The sequence below is a fragment of the Ensifer sp. SL37 genome, assembly GCF_026672675.1.
Lineage (GTDB): Bacteria > Pseudomonadota > Alphaproteobacteria > Rhizobiales > Rhizobiaceae > Ensifer > Ensifer adhaerens.
In genome coordinates this window covers 272,989-293,036 of the sequence record NZ_JAPPRN010000001.1, presented here as the reverse complement: position 1 = coordinate 293,036, position 20,048 = coordinate 272,989, and the positions used below count along the sequence as shown (strand labels likewise).

The following is a 20,048-nucleotide window of genomic DNA, read 5'->3' as shown; positions in this document are numbered from 1 at the left end:
GTACTACAAATGTCGCAGTCACGCCCCGTCTACCAGTTCAACAACATCATCGTCCGCACCCCGTCGAAGTCGGTCGTCAACGGCCTTCGCGCCGATGACCGCGGCAACCCCACCTTCGAAGGTGTAAAGGCAGAACACGATGCCTATATCGCGGCGATGAAGGACGCGGGCGTCAAGGTGACGGTGCTGCCGGCGCTCGAAGCCTTCCCGGACTCGATCTTCGTCGAAGATCCGGCGCTGGTCTTCACCGAAGGCGCGATCCTCTTGCGTCCGGGTGCCGAAACCCGCGTCAAGGAAACGCCGGAGATCGAGCCGACGCTTCGCGCCATGTTCGAAACGGTTCTCGATCTGCCAGGCACCGGCTTTGCGGATGGCGGCGACGTTCTGACCACCCGCGAAAGCGTGATGATCGGCCTTTCGGCCCGTACCAACAAGGTTGGCGCCGAAGCACTTCAGGCCTGCCTGACCAAGCTCGGTCGCAAAAGCGAGATCGTCGCCACGCCTGAAGGCGTGCTGCACTTCAAGACCGATTGCTCGCTGCTCGACGACGAGACCGTGCTTTCGACCGCGCGCCTCGCCAAGTCCGGCGCCTTCGAGCGCTTCAAGCAGGTGATCATTCCCGAAGGCGAAGAGCCGGCAGCGAATGCGCTGCGCGTCAACGACGTCGTCATGGTCGGCTCGGACTTCCCGCGCACGATCGAGATGCTCGACAAGCTCGGCTACAAGGTCGTGCCGATGAAGACGACGGAGATCGGCAAGATCGACGCAGGTCTTTCCTGCATGTCGCTACGCTGGTTCAGCAACACGCTCTGATCCGACGCAATCCCCGAGGAGGAACATATGAAGACGTTGAAGACCGCCCTGTTCGCAGGGATCGCCCTTTCCATGGCTGCCGGCAGCGCGTTTGCCGAGGAGACGCTGCGCCTCGGCATGACGCCGGAGCCTTACATGCCCTTCACCCAGGTGAACGCCGGCGGCGAGTGGGAGGGCCTTGAAGCCGATCTCTCCCGCGCGCTCTGCGAGAAGATGGCCGTCAAGTGCGACATCAACCAGATGGCCTGGGACGGTCTCATCCCGTCGCTGAAGGAAAACAAGGTCGATTTCATCATCGGCGCCTTCTCGATCACCGACGAGCGCCGCCAGGTCGTCGATTTCTCGACGCCCTATTACACCGAAGGCACGTCCTTCGTTGGCTCCAAGGGTGACACGAGCGAGATCAAGACGGCCGACGCCGCCGACGGTTCTGGCAAGATCATCGACCCGGCAAGCGTCGAGGGCAAGATCATCGGCGTGCAGACGTCGAGCGTGCAGTCGGCCTATGTCGCCAAGTACCTGACCGGCGCCGAAGCCAAGAGCTACGACACCGCCGACAACTCGGTCGCCGACCTCATCGCCGGTCGCGTCGACTACGTGCTCATCCCCGACCTCTACATCCAGACCTTCCTGAAGACGCCTGAAGGCGCCGACTACGAGGTCAAGGTCGAAGTGCCGAAGAACGTCACGCTCGGCGAAGGCGTCGCCTATGCCGTCCGCAAGGGTGACGCTGCGACCCTCGACAAGGTCAATGCCGGCCTTGCCGCGCTCGAAAAGGACGGCACGACGCAGAAGCTCGTCGACAAGTGGATCTTCGGCAAGAAGTAAACCGGATTTCGGAGGGCGGCGGCCAGCGTCGCCGCCCTCATTCGCCAAAACCGGCCGCAGCGCCGGGGCACCATCGCAGCAACCGCTACAGCCACCTTGCCCGCACCGATCGGGCAGCGGCGTAGGGGCTGACGGGACAATCGGGAACAGGTAACGACGGATGGACTATTACTGGCAATTGCTTGCCTGGGGCGGCGAGGGCTGGGGCGACGATTTCGCCTGGGGCCTGGTGATGACCCTGCAGGTCTCCGTGGTCGCCTATGCGGTTGCGGTTCTCTTCGGCTTCCTGGGCGCTGCCGGCAAACTATCGAAGCACCGGATCCCGCGTTTCCTTGCCGATATCTACACGACGGTCGTGCGCTCGCTGCCTGAGCTGCTCGTCATCCTGCTTCTCTATTTCTCGGTCGCGAGCGGGGCGGAACGGCTGTTGAAGCACTTCGGGCTCGTTGCCGAAACCTTTCAGTTCAGCTCGTTCTGGGCGGCGATCATCGCGCTCGCCTTCGTCTCCGGCGCCTTCATGACCGAGGTGCTGCGCTCGGCCTTCCTCTCCGTGCCGCCGGGCCAGATCGAGGCGGCGGTTTCGATCGGCATGAATAGGCGCAAGGTCTTCACCCGCATCATCTTCCCGCAGATGATGCGCCACGCGGTCCCCGGCATGGGCAATCTCTGGCTGTCTATCACCAAGGAAAGCGCCATCATCAGCGTGCTCGGCTCCTTCAGCGAGCTGCTCTACACGGGCTATCGCGCGGCGGCAGGCACCAAGCAGTACATCTTCTTCTACGGGCTGACGGCCATTCTGTTTCTGGCAATTACGCTCGTTTCCGTCCTGGTGATCGCCCAGATCGAGCGCCGCCTCAATCGGGGGCACAACTGATGGAAACGATCTCCAACGTCGTCGGCTTCCTGCCGGCGCTGATCAAGGCGACACCGCTCACGCTGCTTCTGACGGCGGTCGCCGGCGTCTTCGGCCTCGTCATCGGCACGCTCGTGGCGCTCGCCCGGCTTTCCGGTCGCCGCGTGCTTTCGGTTCCGGCCTATGTCTTCACCTTCGCCTTCCGCGGCACGCCGCTTCTGGTGCAGATCTACCTGATCTATTACGGCCTCGGGCAAATCCTACCCGGCACCTGGGTGCGCCATAGCTTCCTCTGGCCCTATCTGCGTGACGGCCTGTGGTATGCGATCTTTGCACTCAGCCTCAACCAGGCTTCCTACAATGCCGAGGTCATCCGCGGCGCGATCAAGGCGATCCCGCGCGGCCAGATCGAGGCGGCAAAATCGATCGGCATGCGCTCGTCGATGGTCCTGCGCCGCATCACCCTGCCGCAGGCGTTCCGCTCGTGCCTGCCGGTTTTGACGGGTGACCTGATCATCCTGCTGAAGACGACGTCGCTTGCCTCGACCATCACCATTCTTGAGGTCATGGGCACCGCCCGCATGCTGCAGCGCCAGTCGCTGCTGATCTTCGAACCGCTGATTGCCGCCGGCATCATCTATTTCACCGTCGTGTTCATCCTGACGCGCATCATGGGCGTCGTCGAGAAGCGGCTCACGCGCTACCGCACGGCGAAGGCATAAAGAGGAGACGCGCCACGGCGCGCGAGAGGAATGAACATGGTCGCATCAGCGCTTTCGGTGAAGAACATTCACAAGAGCTTCGGGTCCGTCGAGGTGCTGAAAGGCGCCTCCTTCGAGGCGAAGTCCGGCGACGTCATCTCGCTGATCGGCAGCAGCGGCTCGGGCAAGAGCACGCTTCTGCGCTGCATCAACTATCTGGAGACGCCGGACGAGGGCGAGATCTCCGTCTCGGGCGAGGTGATCCGCACCGTCAAGGGCAAGGACGGCAAGTTCCATGCAGCCGACAAGCGGCAGCTCGAACATATCCGCACGCGCCTCGGCATGGTGTTCCAGAGCTTCAACCTCTGGTCCCACAAGACCATTCTCGAAAACATCATCGAAGGGCCGATCCACGTGCTCGGCATGACCAAGAAGGATGCGATCGGCGAAGCCGAACTGCTGATGGAGAAGGTCGGCATCACGCCCAAGCGCGACCATTATCCCAATCAGCTCTCGGGCGGTCAGCAGCAGCGCGCGGCAATCGCCCGCGCGTTGGCAATGAAGCCGGAAGTGATGCTCTTCGACGAGCCGACCTCGGCGCTCGATCCGGAACTCGTCAACGAGGTGCTGCTCGTCATCAAGAAGCTTGCCGAAGAGGGCCGCACCATGGTGATGGTCACCCACGAAATGTCACTCGCCCGTGATATCTCCAGCGAAGTGATCTTCCTGCACAAGGGTTTGGTCGAAGAACGCGGCGCCCCCCAGCAGATGATGCGTGACCCGCAATCGGCGCGCCTGCGCCAGTTCCTGCAGATGGCTTGAGGAAACCCCGATGCGCGACACCAATTTTTCCGAGTTCCTGCCCGAACTCGTCGATATCCGCCACAAGCTGCACGAAATGCCCGAGATCGGCCTTTCCGAGGTGAAGACCTCCGAGTTCGTTGCGGAACTGCTGCAGTCCTGGGGCTTCGAGGTCACCCGCGGTCTTGCGACAACCGGCATCGTTGCAACGCTGAAGCGTGGCAACAGCAACCGCGCCATCGGCTTTCGCGCCGACATGGACGCGCTGCCGATGCAGGAGGAAACCGGTCTTGCCTATCAGAGCAAGCATCCGGGCGCGATGCATGCCTGCGGCCATGACGGTCATACCAGCATGTTGCTCGGGGCTGCCTGGGCGCTGTCGAAGGACGAAAGCTTCAACGGTACGGTTCATCTGATCTTCCAGCCGGCCGAGGAAAACTTCGGCGGCGGCAAGCTGATGATCGAAGACGGCCTTTTCGAGCGCTTCCCTTGCGAGCGGGTCTATGCGCTTCACAACTGGCCGGGTCTTCCAGTCGGCCAGTTCTCCAGCCGCGCCGGTGCCATGGCGGCATCGATCGACGTGCTGACGCTGACGATCAAGGGTAAGGGCGGCCACGGCGCCCAGCCGGAACTGACGGTCGATCCGGTCGTCATCGGTTCCAGCGTGGTGATGGCGCTGCAGACGCTGGTGTCGCGCAATGTGTCGCCGCACCAGCCGTCCGTGTTGACGGTCGGTTCGTTCCAGGCGGGTTCGGCCTCGAATATCATTCCGGATACCGCAGTGCTGGAAATCAGCATGCGCGCGATGGATCCTGTTGTCCGCAAGCAGTTGCAGGAGCGCGTCGAGCAGGTCGCCCGCCTGCAGGCGGAAAGCTACAACGCCGAAGCCGTCTTTGACTGGCAGGTCGGGTATCCCGCGACGATCAACGATGCTGAGGCTGTCGAGGATGCGCGTGCGGTGATCGCCGACACATTCGGCGCGGATGCCTATGTCGAACTGCCCGAGCCGCTGATGGGCAGCGAGGACTTCTCCTTCCTGCTGGAAAAGGTGCCGGGCGCCTATGTGCTGATCGGCAATGGCGACAGCAGCGGGCTGCACACAACCCGCTACGATTTCAACGACGACATCCTTGAGCGCGGCGCGACCTATTTCTACCAGCTCGCACGCGCAGCGCTCGTTTAAGCGCGCGGCATCAATTGCCCGGCCGCTCAGGTGGCCGGGTGCAGGTCGCCGAAGACCGTCGGGATCAGTTCCGACACGGTTGGGTGGATATGAACTGCGTGCGTGATCGTCGTGTAGGGCTTGCCCGCATACATCACGTCGAGGATGCTCTGCACTGCCTCGTCGCCGCTCGTTCCGAGGATCGATGCACCGAGGATCTCCTTGCTGTCGGCGTCGACGATCACCTTCATGAAGCCTTCAGTCTCGCCCTTTTCCACGGCGCGGCCGACGCGGGTCATCGGCCTCGTACCGATGAGCAGCTTGCGCCCCGACTTGCGCGCCTCGGTCTCGGTCATGCCGGCGCGGCCGAGCGGCGGATCGATGAAGAGGCCGTAGGTTGAAATGCGATCGCTGACCTTCCGCGCCTCTCCGTCGAGCAGATTGGCGGCGATAATCTCGAAGTCGTTATAGGCCGTATGGGTGAAGGCGCCGCGGCCATTGCAGTCGCCCATCGCGAAGACGTGCGGTACGTTGGTCTTGAGCGTCTCGTCGACTTCGACATAGCCGCGGGTGTCGGTCTTGACGCCGCCCCGGTCGAGATCGAGGTCGTCCGTGTTCGGCCGGCGGCCGGTTGCCAGCAGCAGGTGAGAGCCGACGATCTCGGGTGCGCCCGCCGTGCAATCCACGCCGGCGACGACATCGTCGCCGCTCCTGGCAAAGCGGATGCATTCGGCATTGAGGCGAAACTGGATGCCCTCTTTTTCGAGGATCGCGAGAATGGCGTCGGAAACGTCCGCATCCTCCCGGCCGATCAGCCGCGGCCCCTTCTCGATTACGGTGACCTCGGAGCCGAAGCGACGGAACATCTGCGCAAACTCGAGTCCGATATAGCTGCCGCCGACGACGATCAGGTGGCGGGGCAGGGTGTCGAGATCCATGATCGAGACGTTGGTGAGATAGGGCACCTCGGCGACACCAGGGAAATCCGGGGTTGCGGCGCGTCCGCCGACATTCAGAAAGATCTGGTCGGCCGAGAGCAGCGCGTCGCCGACTCGGATCTCATGCGGGCTTTCGAAGCGCGCATGGCCTTCGAAGACGGTGCAGTTCTCCATGCCTTTCAGCCAGTTTTCGATGTTTCCCCGGGACGTGAACCGCACCGTGTCCTTGCGCGCCATGACACGGGTAAAGTCGATGGTGATGGGGCCGGTCGTCACGCCATAGTCCGCGCCCCGTCGCGCCAGATGCGCGGCATAGGCGCTCGCGACCATCGCCTTTGTCGGCATGCAGCCGGTGTTGACGCAGGTGCCGCCGAAGTGCTTGCGCTCGATCAGCGCGACGGTTTTGCCCGCTGCCGTCAACCGGCCGGCAAGCGATGGGCCGGCCTGGCCGGCACCGATGATGATTGCGTCGAAATGTTTCGTCATGAGACCGAGGACACCACCCAGAGTGCGAGGAGAACGGCAACAGCATCCTCGAGAAGGGCGATCGGCAGGTCCTTGCCGCCGATGGCCGCGACGAGGCGCTTGCGGGCTTCATAGCCGCCGAGCGTGCCGATGACGGCACCGATGATGCCGGCGACCAATCCTTGGAGCATAGCATGTCCGGTCAATCCGAGCGCGGCCCCGCAGAACGCGCCGCTGACGATGCGGGCGCCGAACTGTTGCGGCACCTTTCGGCTCGGTGTGCTCGGCAATTGGTCGGTGACGAATTCCACCAGGGCCAGAAGGCCGAAGATGTAAGGTGTGAAGCGAAAGCCCATGAAGGCCGCCCAGGTACCGCTGAGCGGCAGCCATCCCGCGGCTGCGCCAATACTGACGGCGGCGGGTGCGGTCATGGTGCGCAGGCCAGCGACCACGCCGATAATGAGCGTCAGAAAATAGATCGACATCGTGTCCCCGAACGTTCGCCGGGCGAACCCAAGCCACCAGCCCCCAAGCGGTTCGGGTCGAGCGGCATCGCAACCAAGAGTGAAAGCGGATGTTTCTGGCGGGCCGCGATCAGAGTGGCCGACAACGCCGGCGATTGCAACGCCCAATCAGCTACCGCCATAAACGGTAGTCTATGCTTTCGATCGTGTTTATCAATGTAGGAAAATATTCGCCTGCCACAGTCTCTGGATGCAACCCTATTTTTTGCCGGGGGCTGACATATATGGAATGGCTTGCCCCGACGGAGCGGACGTTCCGTGATCAAACTTGCGCATCGAAATCCGAGGAGAAACCTATGCGCCTGACCAGACTGCTTATCGGAACTGCCCTTGCCTTGACCTTGACTGCCGCCGCGGCGAGCGCCGATGTGGTCGTATCCTCGAAGATCGACACGGAGGGCGGCGTGCTCGGCAACATCATCCTTGCCGTGCTCAACGCCAACAACATAAAGACGGTCGATCGCGTCCAGCTTGGGGCGACGCCGGTCGTACGCAAGGCGATCACCGCCGGCGAGATCGACATCTATCCGGAGTATACCGGCAATGCCGCCTTTTTCTTCGAAAAGGCCGACGATCCGGTCTGGAAGGATGCAGCCAAGGGCTACGAGACGGCCAAGAAGCTCGACTATGACGCCAACAAGATCGTCTGGCTGACGCCATCGCCGGCCAACAACACCTGGGCGATCGGCCTACGCAAGGAAGTCGCTGACGAAAACAAGCTGAAGACGCTGAGCGATTTCGGCAAGTACATCGCTGGCGGCGGCAAGGTCGTGCTCGCGGCGTCGTCGGAATTCGTGAATTCGGCCGCCGCACTGCCGGCCTTCCAAACCACCTACGGCTTCACCTTGAAGCAGGACCAACTGATCACGCTTTCCGGCGGTGATACCGCGGCAACGATCGCGGCCGCGGCGAACCAGACCAACGGTGCGAACGCAGCCATGGTCTATGGCACCGACGGCGGCATCGCCCCGTCCGGGCTCGTGGTCCTGGAAGACGACAAGGCCGTCCAGCCCGTCTATCAGCCGGCCCCGATCATTCGCGAAGCGGTGCTCAAGGAAAACCCGCAGATCGAGGAACTCTTGAAGCCCGTGTTCGAGAAACTGGACCTGGTGACGCTGCAAGACCTGAACGGTCGCGTGCAGGTCGGCGGCGAACCGGCCAAGGCGGTCGCCGAGGACTTCCTGAAGAAGAACGGCTTTCTGAAATAAGTTGACGGAGATCCGGGACGCTGGTCGGATGGCTGGCGTTCCGGGGATAGGCCTGCAGGTGCCGGAGATGCGCCGGCACAGGCGGGGAGGGAATGTGGTTTGAAAGCACTCCGCTTTGACAAGCTCGGAGCGATCATTGCGGCCCTGGCGCTCGGCGGCGCCTTCATAGCGCCTTTTGCAACGTTTCGTGCCAACCGTATCGTCGCCGGTGAGGTCAAGTCGGTGGCCGACGCCCTGCCTTCGGGGTGGAGTGCCGTGCTGTTGGGCATCGTGGTCTGCGCGGTCATCGTCGCGCTGGTCCGATCGCCCGCTTACCTACGTCTCGCTGCCGCCTTTGTCGCGCTCGCCGCGCTGGCGCTCGGCATCGGCGTTGCCGCCACGCATCTGACACCCGAAGCCAACACCTATGCCCGCGTCTCGCCGGCTTCGGGCTTCTGGATCATGCTCTTTGCCTTCGGGTTGCTCGCCGCCGACGCCTTGACGCGACTGCGCCCGGCGCCCTTCGTGCGCATCGTCGTTCTCGCCGTCGTGCTGGCCTTTGCTTCGGCCATCCTTCTCGCCGGCGCCTGGGACGGCCTGTCGATTCTCAAGGAATATGCAAGCCGGGTGGACACGTTTTGGGCGGAGGGCCGCAAGCATGTGACCCTGGCGCTCGGTTCGCTCGTGGCTGCGACCCTCGTCGGCATCCCGCTCGGCATCCTCTGCCACCGCGTCACGCGGCTGCGCGATGGGTTGCTCGGCGTCCTGAACGCGATCCAGACGATCCCGTCGATTGCGCTCTTCGGCATTCTCATCGCGCCGCTCGGCTGGATCGCCCTCCATGTGCCGGGTGCGGCTGCGATCGGCATTCGTGGCATCGGTGTTGCCCCGGCCTTTGTTGCGCTCTTTCTCTATTCGCTGCTGCCTGTCGTCGCCAACACCGTCGTCGGTCTGGCAGGCGTTCCGCGGGACGCGAATGATGCCGCGCGTGGCATCGGCATGACCGATTGGCAGCGGCTGGTCGGCATCGAATTTCCGCTGGCCTTCCCGGTGATCCTCACCGGCATCCGCATCGTGCTCGTCCAGAATATCGGCCTTGCGACCATCGCTGCGCTCATCGGCGGCGGCGGCTTCGGCGTCTTCGTCTTTCAGGGCGTCGGTCAGACCGCGATGGACCTCGTGCTGCTCGGCGCCGTCCCGACGGTCGTGCTGGCGTTCGCCGCGGCGATCGTACTCGACGCGGTGATCGAGATGGCCACACCCAACACCAGGCAGGCAGAGGCCGCATGATCGAGATCGAGAACATCACCAAGCGATATGGCGAAAGCACCGTTGTCGACGACGTCAGCCTGACGATCGCGCCGCGCACCGTCACCGTCGTCGTCGGCACCTCCGGCTCCGGCAAGACCACGCTCTTGCGCATGGTCAACCGGCTGGTTGAGCCGACCTCGGGCGCGATCCGTCTCGATGGCGAGGACAATCGTTCGCTGCCCGGTTATGAGTTGCGCCGGCGGATCGGCTATGCAATCCAGGGGCACGGTCTGTTTCCCCATCGCACCGTAGCCCAGAACATCGCGACCGTGCCGACCTTGCTCGGATGGGAACGGGCGCGCATCGATGCGAAGGTGGAAGAACTCCTGCGCCTTTTCCAACTCGATCCCGCCGATTTCGGTCCACGCTTCCCACACGAGCTTTCCGGCGGCCAGCAGCAGCGTGTGGGCGTTGCCCGGGCGCTTGCCGCCGAGCCGAAGGTGCTCTTGATGGACGAGCCCTTCGGGGCGCTCGATCCGATCATCCGCGCCAAGGCGCAGGACGACCTGCTTGCCATCCAGAAACACTTCCAGACGACGATCATTCTCGTCACCCACGATATGGAAGAGGCCTTTCACCTCGCCGATCGCATTGCCGTCATGGACAAGGGCAAAGTGGTGCAGTACGCGACCCCCGCCGAAATGCTGCTGAAACCGGCCACGCCCTTCGTCGAAAGCCTGATCGGGGCGGGAGAACGGCCCTACCGCCTGCTCGCGATCGCGCCGGTCTCGAGCGCGGTTGAGCCCGGGGCCGCCGAAGGCGCGCCGATATCGAGCGATGCCAGCCAAAGGGAAGCCCTGGCCGAACTCCTCTGGTCCGGACGAGATGCGTTGCCGGTGGCAGGTCCCGACGGCGCCGTAATCGGCAGGGTCAGCCTGGAGGGGTTGGCCAAACGCGCGGCCGGTCCAGCCTGATGCCGAAGCTCGCCACTCTCATTCGCATCGCGGTTTTCCTGGTTCTCGTCGCGTTCCTGCTGCAGCCCCATTGGTTCGAGCCGCTGCTGCGGCCGCTGGTGCAGGAAAACGCCCCCGTCATCTACAACCAGGGAAGCCTGCTGCAGCTGACGTTCTTGCATCTGCGCACGGTGGCGCTGGCGGTGGCAGCGGCCGCGCTGGTTGCGCTTGCGCTTGCCATTCTCGTCACGCGCACGTCCGGAGCAGAATTCCTGCCGCTGTCGCGCAGCCTGGTGAATATCGGTCAGACCTTTCCGCCCGTCGCGGTTCTTGCGCTCGCTGTTCCGATCTTCGGTTTCGGCGAAAAGCCGACGCTGATCGCGCTTTTTCTCTATGGCCTGCTGCCGATTTTCGAGAATGCGCTGACGGGGCTGACGACCTTGCCTTCCTCCGTCATGGAGGCGGCGCGCGGCGCCGGCATGACCAGCGGCCAGCGGCTTCTCAAGGTGGAGTTGCCGCTGGCGATGCCGGTGATCCTGGCGGGTATCCGGCTTTCGGTCGTCATCAGCCTGGCAACCGCCACGATCGGATCGACGGTCGCCGCAAAAACACTCGGCGAAGTAATCATCGCCGGGCTGCAATCGAACAACCTTTCCTTCGTCGTCCAGGGCGGCCTGATCGTCGCAACGCTTGCGGTGCTTTTGCACGATGGGTTGCAGGCGGCGGAGCGGAAGCTTGCTGCGCGGATGGGGCGCTAGGCGCAGGCGGTGGCGACGCGCGGCCGGGCAATCGGCCGGCTGTCGCAGCAAACTGCGGTCACCCGTGTTAGGATGGCCGATGCTCTACCGCGGCGCCAAAAGTCCTGTTGTCAGGGACATGGGTGGATTCAAGGTCAGGCTCAACATGCCCGGCTGGCTGTTGCCATGGCCGCGCGATCATGGCTACGGACCGCTCGCGATGGTCGCTGAAACGATATTGGATCCTGGCAGGCTGGTCGCCATGCACGAGCACAGGAACGACGAGATCCTGTCATGGGTGCCGGAAGGGGTCATGCGCCACGACGACCGGGCGACCGGCAGACTGGTCACCGATCGCGCGCATCTGATGGTGATGAACGCCGGGCAAAGCTTCTGGCATTCGGAGGAAACCTTGTCTGGTGATCCTCCGCTGCGCATGCTGCAAATTCTCGTGCGCCCCCATAGCGTCGATCTCCCGCCAAACATTCAGTACGGTCCGATCGAGCCGGCGCCCCTCAATTGCTGGCGGCATCTCGTTGGGGCCGAGGGGGAGGGAGCGCCATTCTACTTCCGCAACGCCATCGATTTCTTCGATCTCAGGCTCGAGGCGACGGCAAAGGTGGCGTTTCCCCGGAAGGAGGGGAGGCACCTTTACTTCTATGTGTTCTCCGGTTCGGTGGAAGTCGGGGGCGTCCGGTTTGACGAGGGAGATCAGGGGCTCCACCAGTCGGACGGACCATTGGACCTCGTCGGCATCGGCAACGCGCTGATCGTCGCGTTCCTGATCGATCCGCGGGCGCCGTTAGCGCGCAAGGGGACGGTCGGCGATCATCCCAAGATCCCGTCACCCGTTCTGGCGCGGACCTTGCTGACACTGCTACGCTTGCGCGATCGTCTCCGACGGAGGAGCTAAGTGGATCAGCGACCCCTCACGCAACGTGCAGTGGTCTGGACCGCTTTCCTCCTGCCGTAGAGTTGCGATGCGTGCACCCTTCTTGGTTGTCTGTAGAATGCCTGCTTTGTCGGCATTTGCCTGAGATATGAAAATGAATTTCACAATTTTACAAAATATGCGGATTTGAGTTGACGGCCTGAAAAAACTGTCCCAGTCTGCGAAAATAAATTACGCCAAAAGGCAGGGGAACAGGACGAGCATGAAAGTTGGCATCATCGGACTCGGATTCCGTTTGGGTTATCTCGGCTATGTCTTCAAGGCCATGGACGAGAGCTTCGAAATCGCCGGATACGTCGATCCGAACCCGGCCGGTCTGGCCACGCTCACCGAAAAAGGCATCTCGCCTGGCAAGGCCTACGCGACGCCCGAAGAACTGATCGCCAACGAGAAGCTCGATCTCCTGATGATCGGCTCGCCCAACCACATGCACCTCGACCACATCCGGATCGGCCTTGAAGCCGGCCTGAAGGTCTTCAGCGAAAAACCGATCGTCACCACGATCCAGGAAAGCCTGGAACTCGCAGCGCTGATGGCGAAGTTTGGCCATGAGCGGCTGATGGTCGGTCTCGTGCTGCGCTACGCGCCGATGTACCGCGACCTCCGCCAGGCGCTTGCCGAAGGCAAGCTAGGGCAGGTGGTCTCGATCGAGGCTTCCGAGCACATCGAGCCCTACCATGGCGCCTTCTTCATGCGCGACTGGCGCCGCTACGAGCGCTATTCCGGCAGCTTTATGCTGGAGAAATGCTGCCACGACCTCGACCTCTACAATGGCGTCGTCGGAGCCCGGCCGGAACGCGTCGCAAGCTTCGGCGGCCGCAAGAGCTTCATCCCTGCCAACGACCCGGCCCGCGAAGGCATCAACGACCTCGAACTCTTCCATCGCAAGCCGAGCGGCTGGATGGGGTCCGACAAGGTCTTCGACAGCGACGGCGACATCATCGACTACCAGGTGGCGATCGTCGAATACGCCAACGGCGTCGGCATGAACTTCCACACCAATCTCAACGTGCCGGATCAGTTCCGCCGCTTCTGCATCATGGGCTCGCGCGGCATGGCCGAGGGCGATTTCATCCGCGGTTACTTCGACGTGCACGAGATGCTGACCGGCAAGAAGGTCATCGAGAACAAGTACAAGGCCACCGAACTGTCGCAGCACTATGGTGCCGACGAGCAGATGGCAACCGACATCATCGGCCACGTCCGCGACGGCCGACCTCTGCCGGTTTCGACGCGCGATGCGCTGGAAGCCGGCATTCTGGCGCTCTCCATGGACGAGGCTCGGCGCAAGAAGAGCGTCATAGACCTCCGGCCCATATGGGACCGTTTCGACGAAGCCCTGCATTCCCGCGCGGCGTAAGGGGAGGCGACGGATGAGTGTTCAACGCAGCACAGTCATCTTCGCCTGGATCCTGCTTCTTCCTGCTGTTCTTTACGTCACGGTGATCGTCGCCTATCCGCTGGTCGACACCTTCATCCTGTCGTTTACGGACGCGTCGCTGAAGAAGACGACCAATTGGGTCGGCTGGACCAACTATGACAAGATCTTCAACGAGACCTTCGCCGAGGTCATCTTCCGGACCTTCATCTGGACGTTTTTTTCGGTGTCGATCAAGATGATCATCGGCGTTTTCGGCGCAACGATGCTGAACGCGGCCGTGCCCGGCCGGGCGCTTTTCCGCCTGCTCACCATGCCGCCATGGATCGTGCCGATGGCCATCGGCATCTTCATGTGGGGCTGGATGTACAACGGCCAGTTCGGGATGATCTCCGGCGTGCTGCAGAACATGGGGTTGTCGAACGGGCCGATCGCCTTCCTCGCCCGCGGAGAGACTGCCTTCTGGGCGACGATCATCACGGACGTGTGGATCGGCGTGCCGCTAGTGACGCTCTATATGCTGGCAGCCATGCAGGCGATCCCGCAGGATCTCTATGAGGCCGCGTGGACCGATGGGGCAGGGCGTTTCTATCGCTTCCGCCGCATCACGTTGCCTCTGCTCGTGCCGTCGCTGATCACCATGTCGATGCTGTCGCTGATCGCGACCTTCAACTCGTTCGATATCATCTGGATCCTCACCCAGGGTGGACCCAACGGTGAGACGACGACGATGATCATCGACACCTATCGCACCGCGATCGGGTCGAAGAAGTATGGCGAAGGGGCAGCGCGCGCCGTGCTGATCTGCATCTTCCTGTCGATCTTCTGCTTTGCCTATTTCCGGGTGACGAGCCGCCTTTCTCAGGGGGAACAGAAATGAGCCAGCCTGCCCTGATCAATCGCTACCGCTGGTACGAGCTTGTCGGAATCTATGCCGGTATCTTCGTGTTCCTGTGCTTTATCCTGGCGCCCTTCGTCGAGGGCTTTCTGGTGTCGCTGAAGCCGCTCGGGCTGCTGTTCTCGTCACCCTATCGCTTCTGGCCGGAAAACGGCTCGTTCGCCGCCTACTTTACGATGTGGGAGAGCGTGCCGGGCTTTGCCCGCTACATCTTCAATTCCTTCTTCATCTCCACCATCGTCACGGCCATCGTGCTGGTGCTGGTCATACCTGCTGCCTATGCCTTCGCCCGCTTCAACTTCCGTGGCGCCGGCGTGCTTTTGGGGGCATTCCTTGCCGTCAACATGTTTTCGGGGGCGGTGCTGCTGATCCCGCTCTTCCGGCTGATGCGCACCTTCGGCGTCCTCAACACCTATCTGGCCATGATCGTGCCGGGCGTTGCCTTCCTGATCCCGTCGGCGATCTGGCTGTTGCGCACCTACATGATGCGCATCCCGCGTGAACTGGACGAGGCCGCCTTCGTCGACGGCGCCAGCCACTTCTATACGCTGCGCCGGGTGATCCTGCCGATCGCCATGCCCGGCATCACCGTGGTGGCGATCACCACCTTCATCGGCGCCTATGCCCAGCAGTTCATCTACGCGCTGACCTTCAATTCCAAGAGCGAATACATGCCGCTTCCCGTCGGGCTGTTTGCCTATTTCGGACGCCAGGAAGTGGTCTGGAACGAACTGATGGCGGCAAGCTTCGTCGGCATCGCGCCGGCCGTCGTCGTGATCTTCCTCTTGCAACGCTATCTCGTCAGCGGGCTCACCGCGGGCGCGGTGAAACAATAAGACTTAAGTCAACCACCAGAGAACGGGAGCATAAAAACGTGTCTATTCAATTCAAGACGGGGGTGCTCGCCCTTGCCCTGCTCGGCTCGACCGCGCTGGGCGCCGTGACCGCCAAGGCGGCCGACCAGGAGATCAGCTGGATCTACTGCGGCGACACCATGGATGCGGTCCACCAGAAGTACATCAAGCAGTGGGAAGAGAAGAACCCGGGCTGGAAGGTAACGCCTGAAGTCGTCGGCTGGGCCCAGTGCCAGGACAAGGCAACGACCCTTGCCGCCGCCGGCACACCGGTCGCCATGGCCTATGTCGGGTCGCGCACGCTGAAGGAATTTGCACAGAACGACCTCATCGTTCCGGTGCCGATGACGGACGACGAAAAGAAGACCTACTACCCCAACATCGTCGATACCGTGACCTTCGACGACAACCAGTGGGGCGTTCCGATCGCCTTCTCGACCAAGGCGCTCTACTGGAACAAGGACCTGTTCAAGCAGGCCGGCCTCGATCCGGAAACGCCGCCGAAGACCTGGGCTGAAGAGATCGAATTCGCCAAGACGATCAAGGAAAAGACCGGCATTGCCGGTTACGGCCTGCCGGCCAAGACCTTCGACAACACCATGCACCAGTTCATGCACTGGGTGTACACCAACAACGGCAAGGTCATCGACGGCGACAAGATCGTCATCGACAGCCCGCAGGTGCTCGCAGCGCTGCAGGCCTACAAGGACATCACGCCTTTCTCTGTTGAAGGCGCCACCGCCTACGAACAGAACGAAATCCGCGCCATCTTCCTTGACGGCAAGGTCGGCATGATCCAGGCGGGCTCGGGTGCCGCAACGCGCCTGAAGGAAACCAAGGTCAACTGGGGCGTAGCACCGCTGCCGCTCGGCCCGGAAGCAAAGGGCGAGGGCACCTTGCTCATCACCGACAGCCTGGCGATCTTCAAGGGCTCGGGCGTTGAGGAGAAGGCGATCGAATTCGCCAAGTTCATCACCTCGCCAGGACCGCAGGGCGAATACGAGCTTCAGGGCGGCGCTGGCCTGACGCCGCTGCGTCCGTCGCCGATGGTCGATGAGTTCGTCAAGAAGGATCCCTATTGGAAGCCGTTCATCGACGGCATCACCTATGGTGGTCCCGAGCCGCTCTTTACCGACTACAAGGGCTTCCAGAACGTCATCATCGAGATGGTTCAGTCGGTCGTGACCGGAAAGGCTGAGCCGGCCGACGCCTTGAAGAAGGCGGCTTCCAGCCTCGAAGAGTACAAGTAAGGCCACCGGGCCGCGCGCCGACAAGATCGGTTCGCGGCCCCACCTAACTCTGCTATAAATGAGCCGCTTCTCGCCGGTGGCCGGAGACAGTTTCTTGGGACAGCTCAATCTCAATCGGGTTCAGAAATTCTACGGGACGTTCGAGGTGCTGAAAAGCATCGATCTCGAAGTCAGGAACGGTGAGTTCGTCGTTTTCGTCGGGCCCTCCGGTTGCGGCAAATCGACCTTGCTCAGGATGATCGCTGGTCTCGACGAGACCAGCTCGGGGGACATCCTGATCGAGAACAAGCGCGTCAACGATCTGCCGCCGGTCAAGCGCGGGATCGCCATGGTCTTCCAGTCCTACGCGCTCTATCCGCACATGTCGGTCTTCGAGAACATCGCCTTTCCGCTTCGCGTGGAAAAGATGGCCGAGGAGAAATTGAAAGCCAAGGTGGAGCATGCCGCGCGCATCCTGCACCTGGACCAGCGGCTGCAGCAGAAGCCGGGCATGCTTTCGGGCGGCCAGCGCCAACGTGTCGCGATCGGGCGGGCGATCGTGCGCGAGCCGAAGATCTTCCTCTTTGACGAGCCGCTCTCAAACCTCGATGCGGCCCTTCGGGCCGACATGCGCATCGAACTGGCGAAACTGCACCGGCAACTGAAAGCAACGATGATCTACGTCACGCACGACCAGGTCGAGGCGATGACGATGGCGGACCGGATCGTCGTTCTCAATGCCGGTGAGATTGCCCAGACCGGCGCGCCGCTCGAGCTCTACCACAAGCCTGCCAACACCTTCGTTGCCGGCTTCATCGGCAACCCGAAGATGAACTTCCTGCCGGTCACCTGCAAGGGCGTCAGCGATGCCGGCGTCGAGGTCGACTACAAGGGGCAGACGGCGGTCATCCCCGTCACCCCGCAAAGCGGCCTTGCCGGGCGCACGCTGACGCTTGGCGTGCGGCCGGAGCACATCATGCTCGGGTCCGGCGACCTGACCCTCAAGGTGACGCCAACGGTCATCGAACGGCTCGGCGCCCATACGGTTGCCTATGCGGCGGTCGGTGGTGAGGGCGAGAACTTCTGTGCCATGCTGCCGGGAACAGCAGCTGTGCGACCGGAGGAGACCATCCAGACAGGCATCAAGGCAGCCGATTGCCACCTGTTCGACGAGGCTGGCCTCGCGCTCGAACGTCGCGTCGAGTTGACCGACATCGATATGGGCGTGCTCGACCCCGCGGCTGCCTGACGTCGTCGAAGGCAGGATCATGGTCTCGGCCAATCAGGGCGCGGCCAGTGCTTGGCCGTTGTGGCTGGATATCCGGCAGCTCTACCTGTAAGGATTGCCCGTCGCCGACGCCCTCTATTCAAAGGCGATCAAGCGGACTTGGATAGAGCATCATGACGCTTGGCCGTTATACGGAACTTCCCCATCTGGCCGACGCCAATGCCGGGATCGAAGCCGTCTGGGCGTCTGTCAGTCGCAACGAGGGCAGCTACCGGGTCCTGCCGGATGGGCGATGCGACATCATCCTCCGATTTACGCTGAACGCCCTGCCACTCTGCGAGCTGACGCCGATCGTGACCGGTCCAACCACGGGCTATTACGATGTTCCGCTGGAACCCGGCGCCGCCTTCGTCGGCGTGCGCCTGCGGCCTGGCCATTTCCAGAGAATTCTGGGCCTGGAGCCGATCCGGTTGCACGGTGACGCCCTGATCGGCGCAGCGGCTCTGGGTCAATGGCCCGACATGGCCGCCCTTTGCGTGCCGGCATCGGACCAGCAGGAGCTTGCCGGCCGCCTGGTGCGGTTTGTCCGCAAGCGTGATGCCGAGAGCGACTTTGAGGTGGCGCCGCTCGGCCGCAACATCATAAGCGCGCTGCACGCCTCCGGCGGGCGGCTGCGCATCGCCGAGCTTGCCGCGATGCACGGTGTCTCCGAGCGCACCGCCAGGCGCATTCTCCTTCGCGCAACTGGGCTCACGCCGAAGGCGTTTGCCGCCATCATCCAGTTTCATCGTGCATTGCGGCTGTTGCGGGATCACCATCTCAGTCCTGCGGATGCCGCGTTCGAAGCCGGTTTCGCCGACCAATCCCACATGACCCGCGTCTTCCGGCGCCTGGGCGGGTTCTCGCCGGCGCGCTTGCCCGAAGTCACACTGGTGACGATCTCGGACTGATGTCCGAATTGTTCAAGATCAGAGCCTGGCAATGAATGATGATCGCCCGCAACCCTTCGCGCTGCTTCGGGTAGCGCGCTTAGCGCGTTGCCGACTTCGGCGGCGAGCAACCCTTGGAGACGAACCATGGCCGTCCGTTTCGGATACACAATCCTCTATGTTCCCGATGTGCCGGCAACGGTCTCGTTTTATGAGGCTGCCTTTGGTCTGAAGCGCAGGTTCGTACACGAAAGCAGCCTCTATGCGGAGATGGAGACGGGTGTGACGGCTCTGGCCTTTGCCAGCGAAACCATGGCGGAGCTGAATGGTCTTGCTGTTCGCGCGAACCGCAGGAGCGATCTTGCCGCCGCGTTCGAAATCGCGCTGGTCTGCTCTGCACCGCACGAGGCCTATGAAAAGGCTGTTTCGGCCGGAGCATCGCCGGTGAAGCCGCCGGAAGAAAAGCCGTGGGGGCAAGTGGTCGGCTATGTTCGCGATCTCAACGGCTGCCTTGTCGAACTCTGTTCCGCCACGCCCGCCTAGCCGCCCGGCCCGACCACGCAACCCACGAATGCCATGACTCAGGAGGAGCCCACCTGTGCGCCCGACCACTGCCTCGCCCTGCATCACGACCACCCAGATCGCCGCGTCGCGAGACTTCTATCAGACATATTTCGCCGCACGGCTGACGTTTGACTGCAGCTGGTACATCAGCCTGGAACTCGGCCAAGGCCTGTCCCTCCAGTCGATGGAACCGCAACAGGGGCAGCCTGTGTGCAACACCGAAGGCCTCACCTACAATTTCTGCGTCGCAGACGTCGACGGCGAGTATAACCGGATCAGGGCAGCAGGCCTTGCCCCGGCGTTGCCGATCGAGGATCACCCATGGGGAGATCGTGGCTTCGCCGTAAAGGATCCGAACGGTGTCCTGCTCTATATCTACTCAAATCGCGAACCCGCGCCGGAGTTCAAGCCGTTTGTCATCGCTTCGGGTGCGGCATGATGGATGACCGGATCCAGACCCTTCTGCGGGAGATCGAGCTTCATCGCGGCGATCAGTTCGTGATCGTCACCCGACTACGGGAAATCGCGCTTGCCTCGGGCCCTGCAGTCACCGAAGAGGTAAAGTATGGCGGCATCCTGTTTTCGTCCAAGGACAGCTTCTGCGGCGTCTTTTCCTACGCCCAACACGTGACGCTGGAGTTTAGCCGGGGCGCCGCTTTGCCCGATCCACATGCCGTCCTGGAGGGTTCAGGCAAGCTTCGCCGCCACATCAAGCTCCTGGGCCCGGCGGATATAGATGAGAAACAAGTCGCGCTATACATCAAGATGGCTCGCGAGGCTGCCGATCGCTGAAGGGTCGGTTG

The 20,048-nt window shown here is 62.5% G+C and carries 22 protein-coding genes; 20 read left to right on the top strand and 2 right to left on the bottom strand.

Going from position 1 to position 20,048, the window contains the following annotated elements; translation table 11 throughout:
* Positions 1-9: 9 nt before the first annotated feature.
* The 6 genes from OVA00_RS01405 (at position 10) to OVA00_RS01380 (ending at position 5,179) form a co-directional block, all read left to right on the top strand.
* Positions 10-813 carry a dimethylarginine dimethylaminohydrolase family protein gene (locus tag OVA00_RS01405; RefSeq protein WP_034799482.1) on the top strand — a complete coding sequence of 268 codons (804 nt, stop codon included), beginning with the start codon at positions 10-12 and terminating at the stop codon, positions 811-813.
* A gap of 27 nt (positions 814-840) precedes the next feature.
* The gene (locus OVA00_RS01400; RefSeq protein ID WP_034799485.1) at positions 841-1,641 is read left to right on the top strand and encodes a transporter substrate-binding domain-containing protein; all 801 of its coding nucleotides are present in this window, start codon (positions 841-843) and stop codon (positions 1,639-1,641) included.
* Positions 1,642-1,801: 160 nt separating this feature from the next.
* Positions 1,802-2,515 (top strand): ABC transporter permease, encoded by a 714-nt coding sequence (locus tag OVA00_RS01395; protein ID WP_034799489.1) that lies wholly within the window; start codon positions 1,802-1,804, stop codon positions 2,513-2,515.
* Positions 2,515-3,216, top strand: coding sequence for an ABC transporter permease (locus OVA00_RS01390; protein WP_060586196.1), 702 nt, complete (start codon positions 2,515-2,517; stop codon positions 3,214-3,216). The genes OVA00_RS01395 and OVA00_RS01390 overlap by 1 nt, the downstream gene beginning before the upstream one ends.
* 36 nt (positions 3,217-3,252) lie before the next feature.
* On the top strand, positions 3,253-4,017 hold the full coding sequence (locus OVA00_RS01385) for an ABC transporter ATP-binding protein (protein WP_268087721.1): 765 nt from the start codon (positions 3,253-3,255) through the stop codon (positions 4,015-4,017).
* A gap of 10 nt (positions 4,018-4,027) precedes the next feature.
* On the top strand, positions 4,028-5,179 hold the full coding sequence (locus OVA00_RS01380; protein WP_060586197.1) for a M20 aminoacylase family protein: 1,152 nt from the start codon (positions 4,028-4,030) through the stop codon (positions 5,177-5,179).
* Positions 5,180-5,205: 26 nt separating this feature from the next.
* On the opposite strand, the gene OVA00_RS01375 is transcribed toward OVA00_RS01380, so the two are convergent.
* On the bottom strand, positions 5,206-6,582 hold the full coding sequence (locus OVA00_RS01375; RefSeq protein WP_192372786.1) for an FAD-containing oxidoreductase: 1,377 nt from the start codon (positions 6,580-6,582) through the stop codon (positions 5,206-5,208).
* Positions 6,579-7,046, bottom strand: a complete 468-nt coding sequence (locus OVA00_RS01370) for a hypothetical protein (RefSeq protein WP_060518257.1) — start codon at positions 7,044-7,046, stop codon at positions 6,579-6,581. Before OVA00_RS01370 ends, OVA00_RS01375 begins: the two co-directional genes overlap by 4 nt.
* Before the next feature lie 335 nt (positions 7,047-7,381).
* Here OVA00_RS01370 and osmF point away from each other — a divergent pair, with 335 nt between their 5' ends.
* The 14 genes from osmF to OVA00_RS01300 all read left to right on the top strand — a co-directional run bounded on the left by osmF (position 7,382) and on the right by OVA00_RS01300 (position 20,037).
* Positions 7,382-8,293, top strand: coding sequence for a glycine betaine ABC transporter substrate-binding protein OsmF (osmF, locus tag OVA00_RS01365; protein ID WP_134887177.1), 912 nt, complete (start codon positions 7,382-7,384; stop codon positions 8,291-8,293).
* 99 nt (positions 8,294-8,392) lie between these two features.
* Positions 8,393-9,562, top strand: coding sequence for an ABC transporter permease (locus tag OVA00_RS01360; protein ID WP_060601441.1), 1,170 nt, complete (start codon positions 8,393-8,395; stop codon positions 9,560-9,562).
* Positions 9,559-10,497: an ABC transporter ATP-binding protein gene (locus OVA00_RS01355; protein ID WP_034799514.1), complete on the top strand. Its 939-nt coding sequence runs from the start codon at positions 9,559-9,561 to the stop codon at positions 10,495-10,497. The genes OVA00_RS01360 and OVA00_RS01355 overlap by 4 nt, the downstream gene beginning before the upstream one ends.
* Positions 10,497-11,234, top strand: a complete 738-nt coding sequence (locus tag OVA00_RS01350) for an ABC transporter permease (RefSeq protein WP_268087720.1) — start codon at positions 10,497-10,499, stop codon at positions 11,232-11,234. The genes OVA00_RS01355 and OVA00_RS01350 overlap by 1 nt, the downstream gene beginning before the upstream one ends.
* 79 nt (positions 11,235-11,313) lie before the next feature.
* Positions 11,314-12,126, top strand: a complete 813-nt coding sequence (locus OVA00_RS01345; RefSeq protein ID WP_090295900.1) for a pirin family protein — start codon at positions 11,314-11,316, stop codon at positions 12,124-12,126.
* Between the two features lie 241 nt (positions 12,127-12,367).
* A complete protein-coding gene (locus OVA00_RS01340) occupies positions 12,368-13,525 on the top strand; it encodes a Gfo/Idh/MocA family protein (RefSeq protein WP_034799520.1) in 1,158 nt (385 codons plus the stop codon).
* A gap of 13 nt (positions 13,526-13,538) precedes the next feature.
* Positions 13,539-14,423, top strand: coding sequence for a carbohydrate ABC transporter permease (locus OVA00_RS01335; protein ID WP_034799524.1), 885 nt, complete (start codon positions 13,539-13,541; stop codon positions 14,421-14,423).
* Complete coding sequence (locus OVA00_RS01330) at positions 14,420-15,277, top strand: carbohydrate ABC transporter permease (RefSeq protein ID WP_034799530.1); 858 nt, start codon at positions 14,420-14,422, stop codon at positions 15,275-15,277. The genes OVA00_RS01335 and OVA00_RS01330 overlap by 4 nt, the downstream gene beginning before the upstream one ends.
* Before the next feature lie 38 nt (positions 15,278-15,315).
* Entirely contained in the window at positions 15,316-16,545 is a 1,230-nt protein-coding gene (locus OVA00_RS01325; RefSeq protein ID WP_034799533.1) for an ABC transporter substrate-binding protein, read from the top strand.
* 94 nt (positions 16,546-16,639) lie between these two features.
* The gene (locus tag OVA00_RS01320) at positions 16,640-17,773 is read left to right on the top strand and encodes an ABC transporter ATP-binding protein (RefSeq protein ID WP_192372788.1); all 1,134 of its coding nucleotides are present in this window, start codon (positions 16,640-16,642) and stop codon (positions 17,771-17,773) included.
* A 152-nt stretch (positions 17,774-17,925) separates the two neighbouring features.
* Positions 17,926-18,702: a helix-turn-helix transcriptional regulator gene (locus OVA00_RS01315; RefSeq protein ID WP_192444803.1), complete on the top strand. Its 777-nt coding sequence runs from the start codon at positions 17,926-17,928 to the stop codon at positions 18,700-18,702.
* A 126-nt stretch (positions 18,703-18,828) separates the two neighbouring features.
* Entirely contained in the window at positions 18,829-19,224 is a 396-nt protein-coding gene (locus OVA00_RS01310; protein ID WP_060601431.1) for a VOC family protein, read from the top strand.
* Between the two features lie 55 nt (positions 19,225-19,279).
* Positions 19,280-19,684 (top strand): VOC family protein, encoded by a 405-nt coding sequence (locus OVA00_RS01305; protein WP_268087719.1) that lies wholly within the window; start codon positions 19,280-19,282, stop codon positions 19,682-19,684.
* Entirely contained in the window at positions 19,684-20,037 is a 354-nt protein-coding gene (locus OVA00_RS01300) for a DUF1801 domain-containing protein (RefSeq protein ID WP_200949900.1), read from the top strand. The genes OVA00_RS01305 and OVA00_RS01300 overlap by 1 nt, the downstream gene beginning before the upstream one ends.
* The last annotated feature ends 11 nt before the right edge of the window (positions 20,038-20,048 follow it).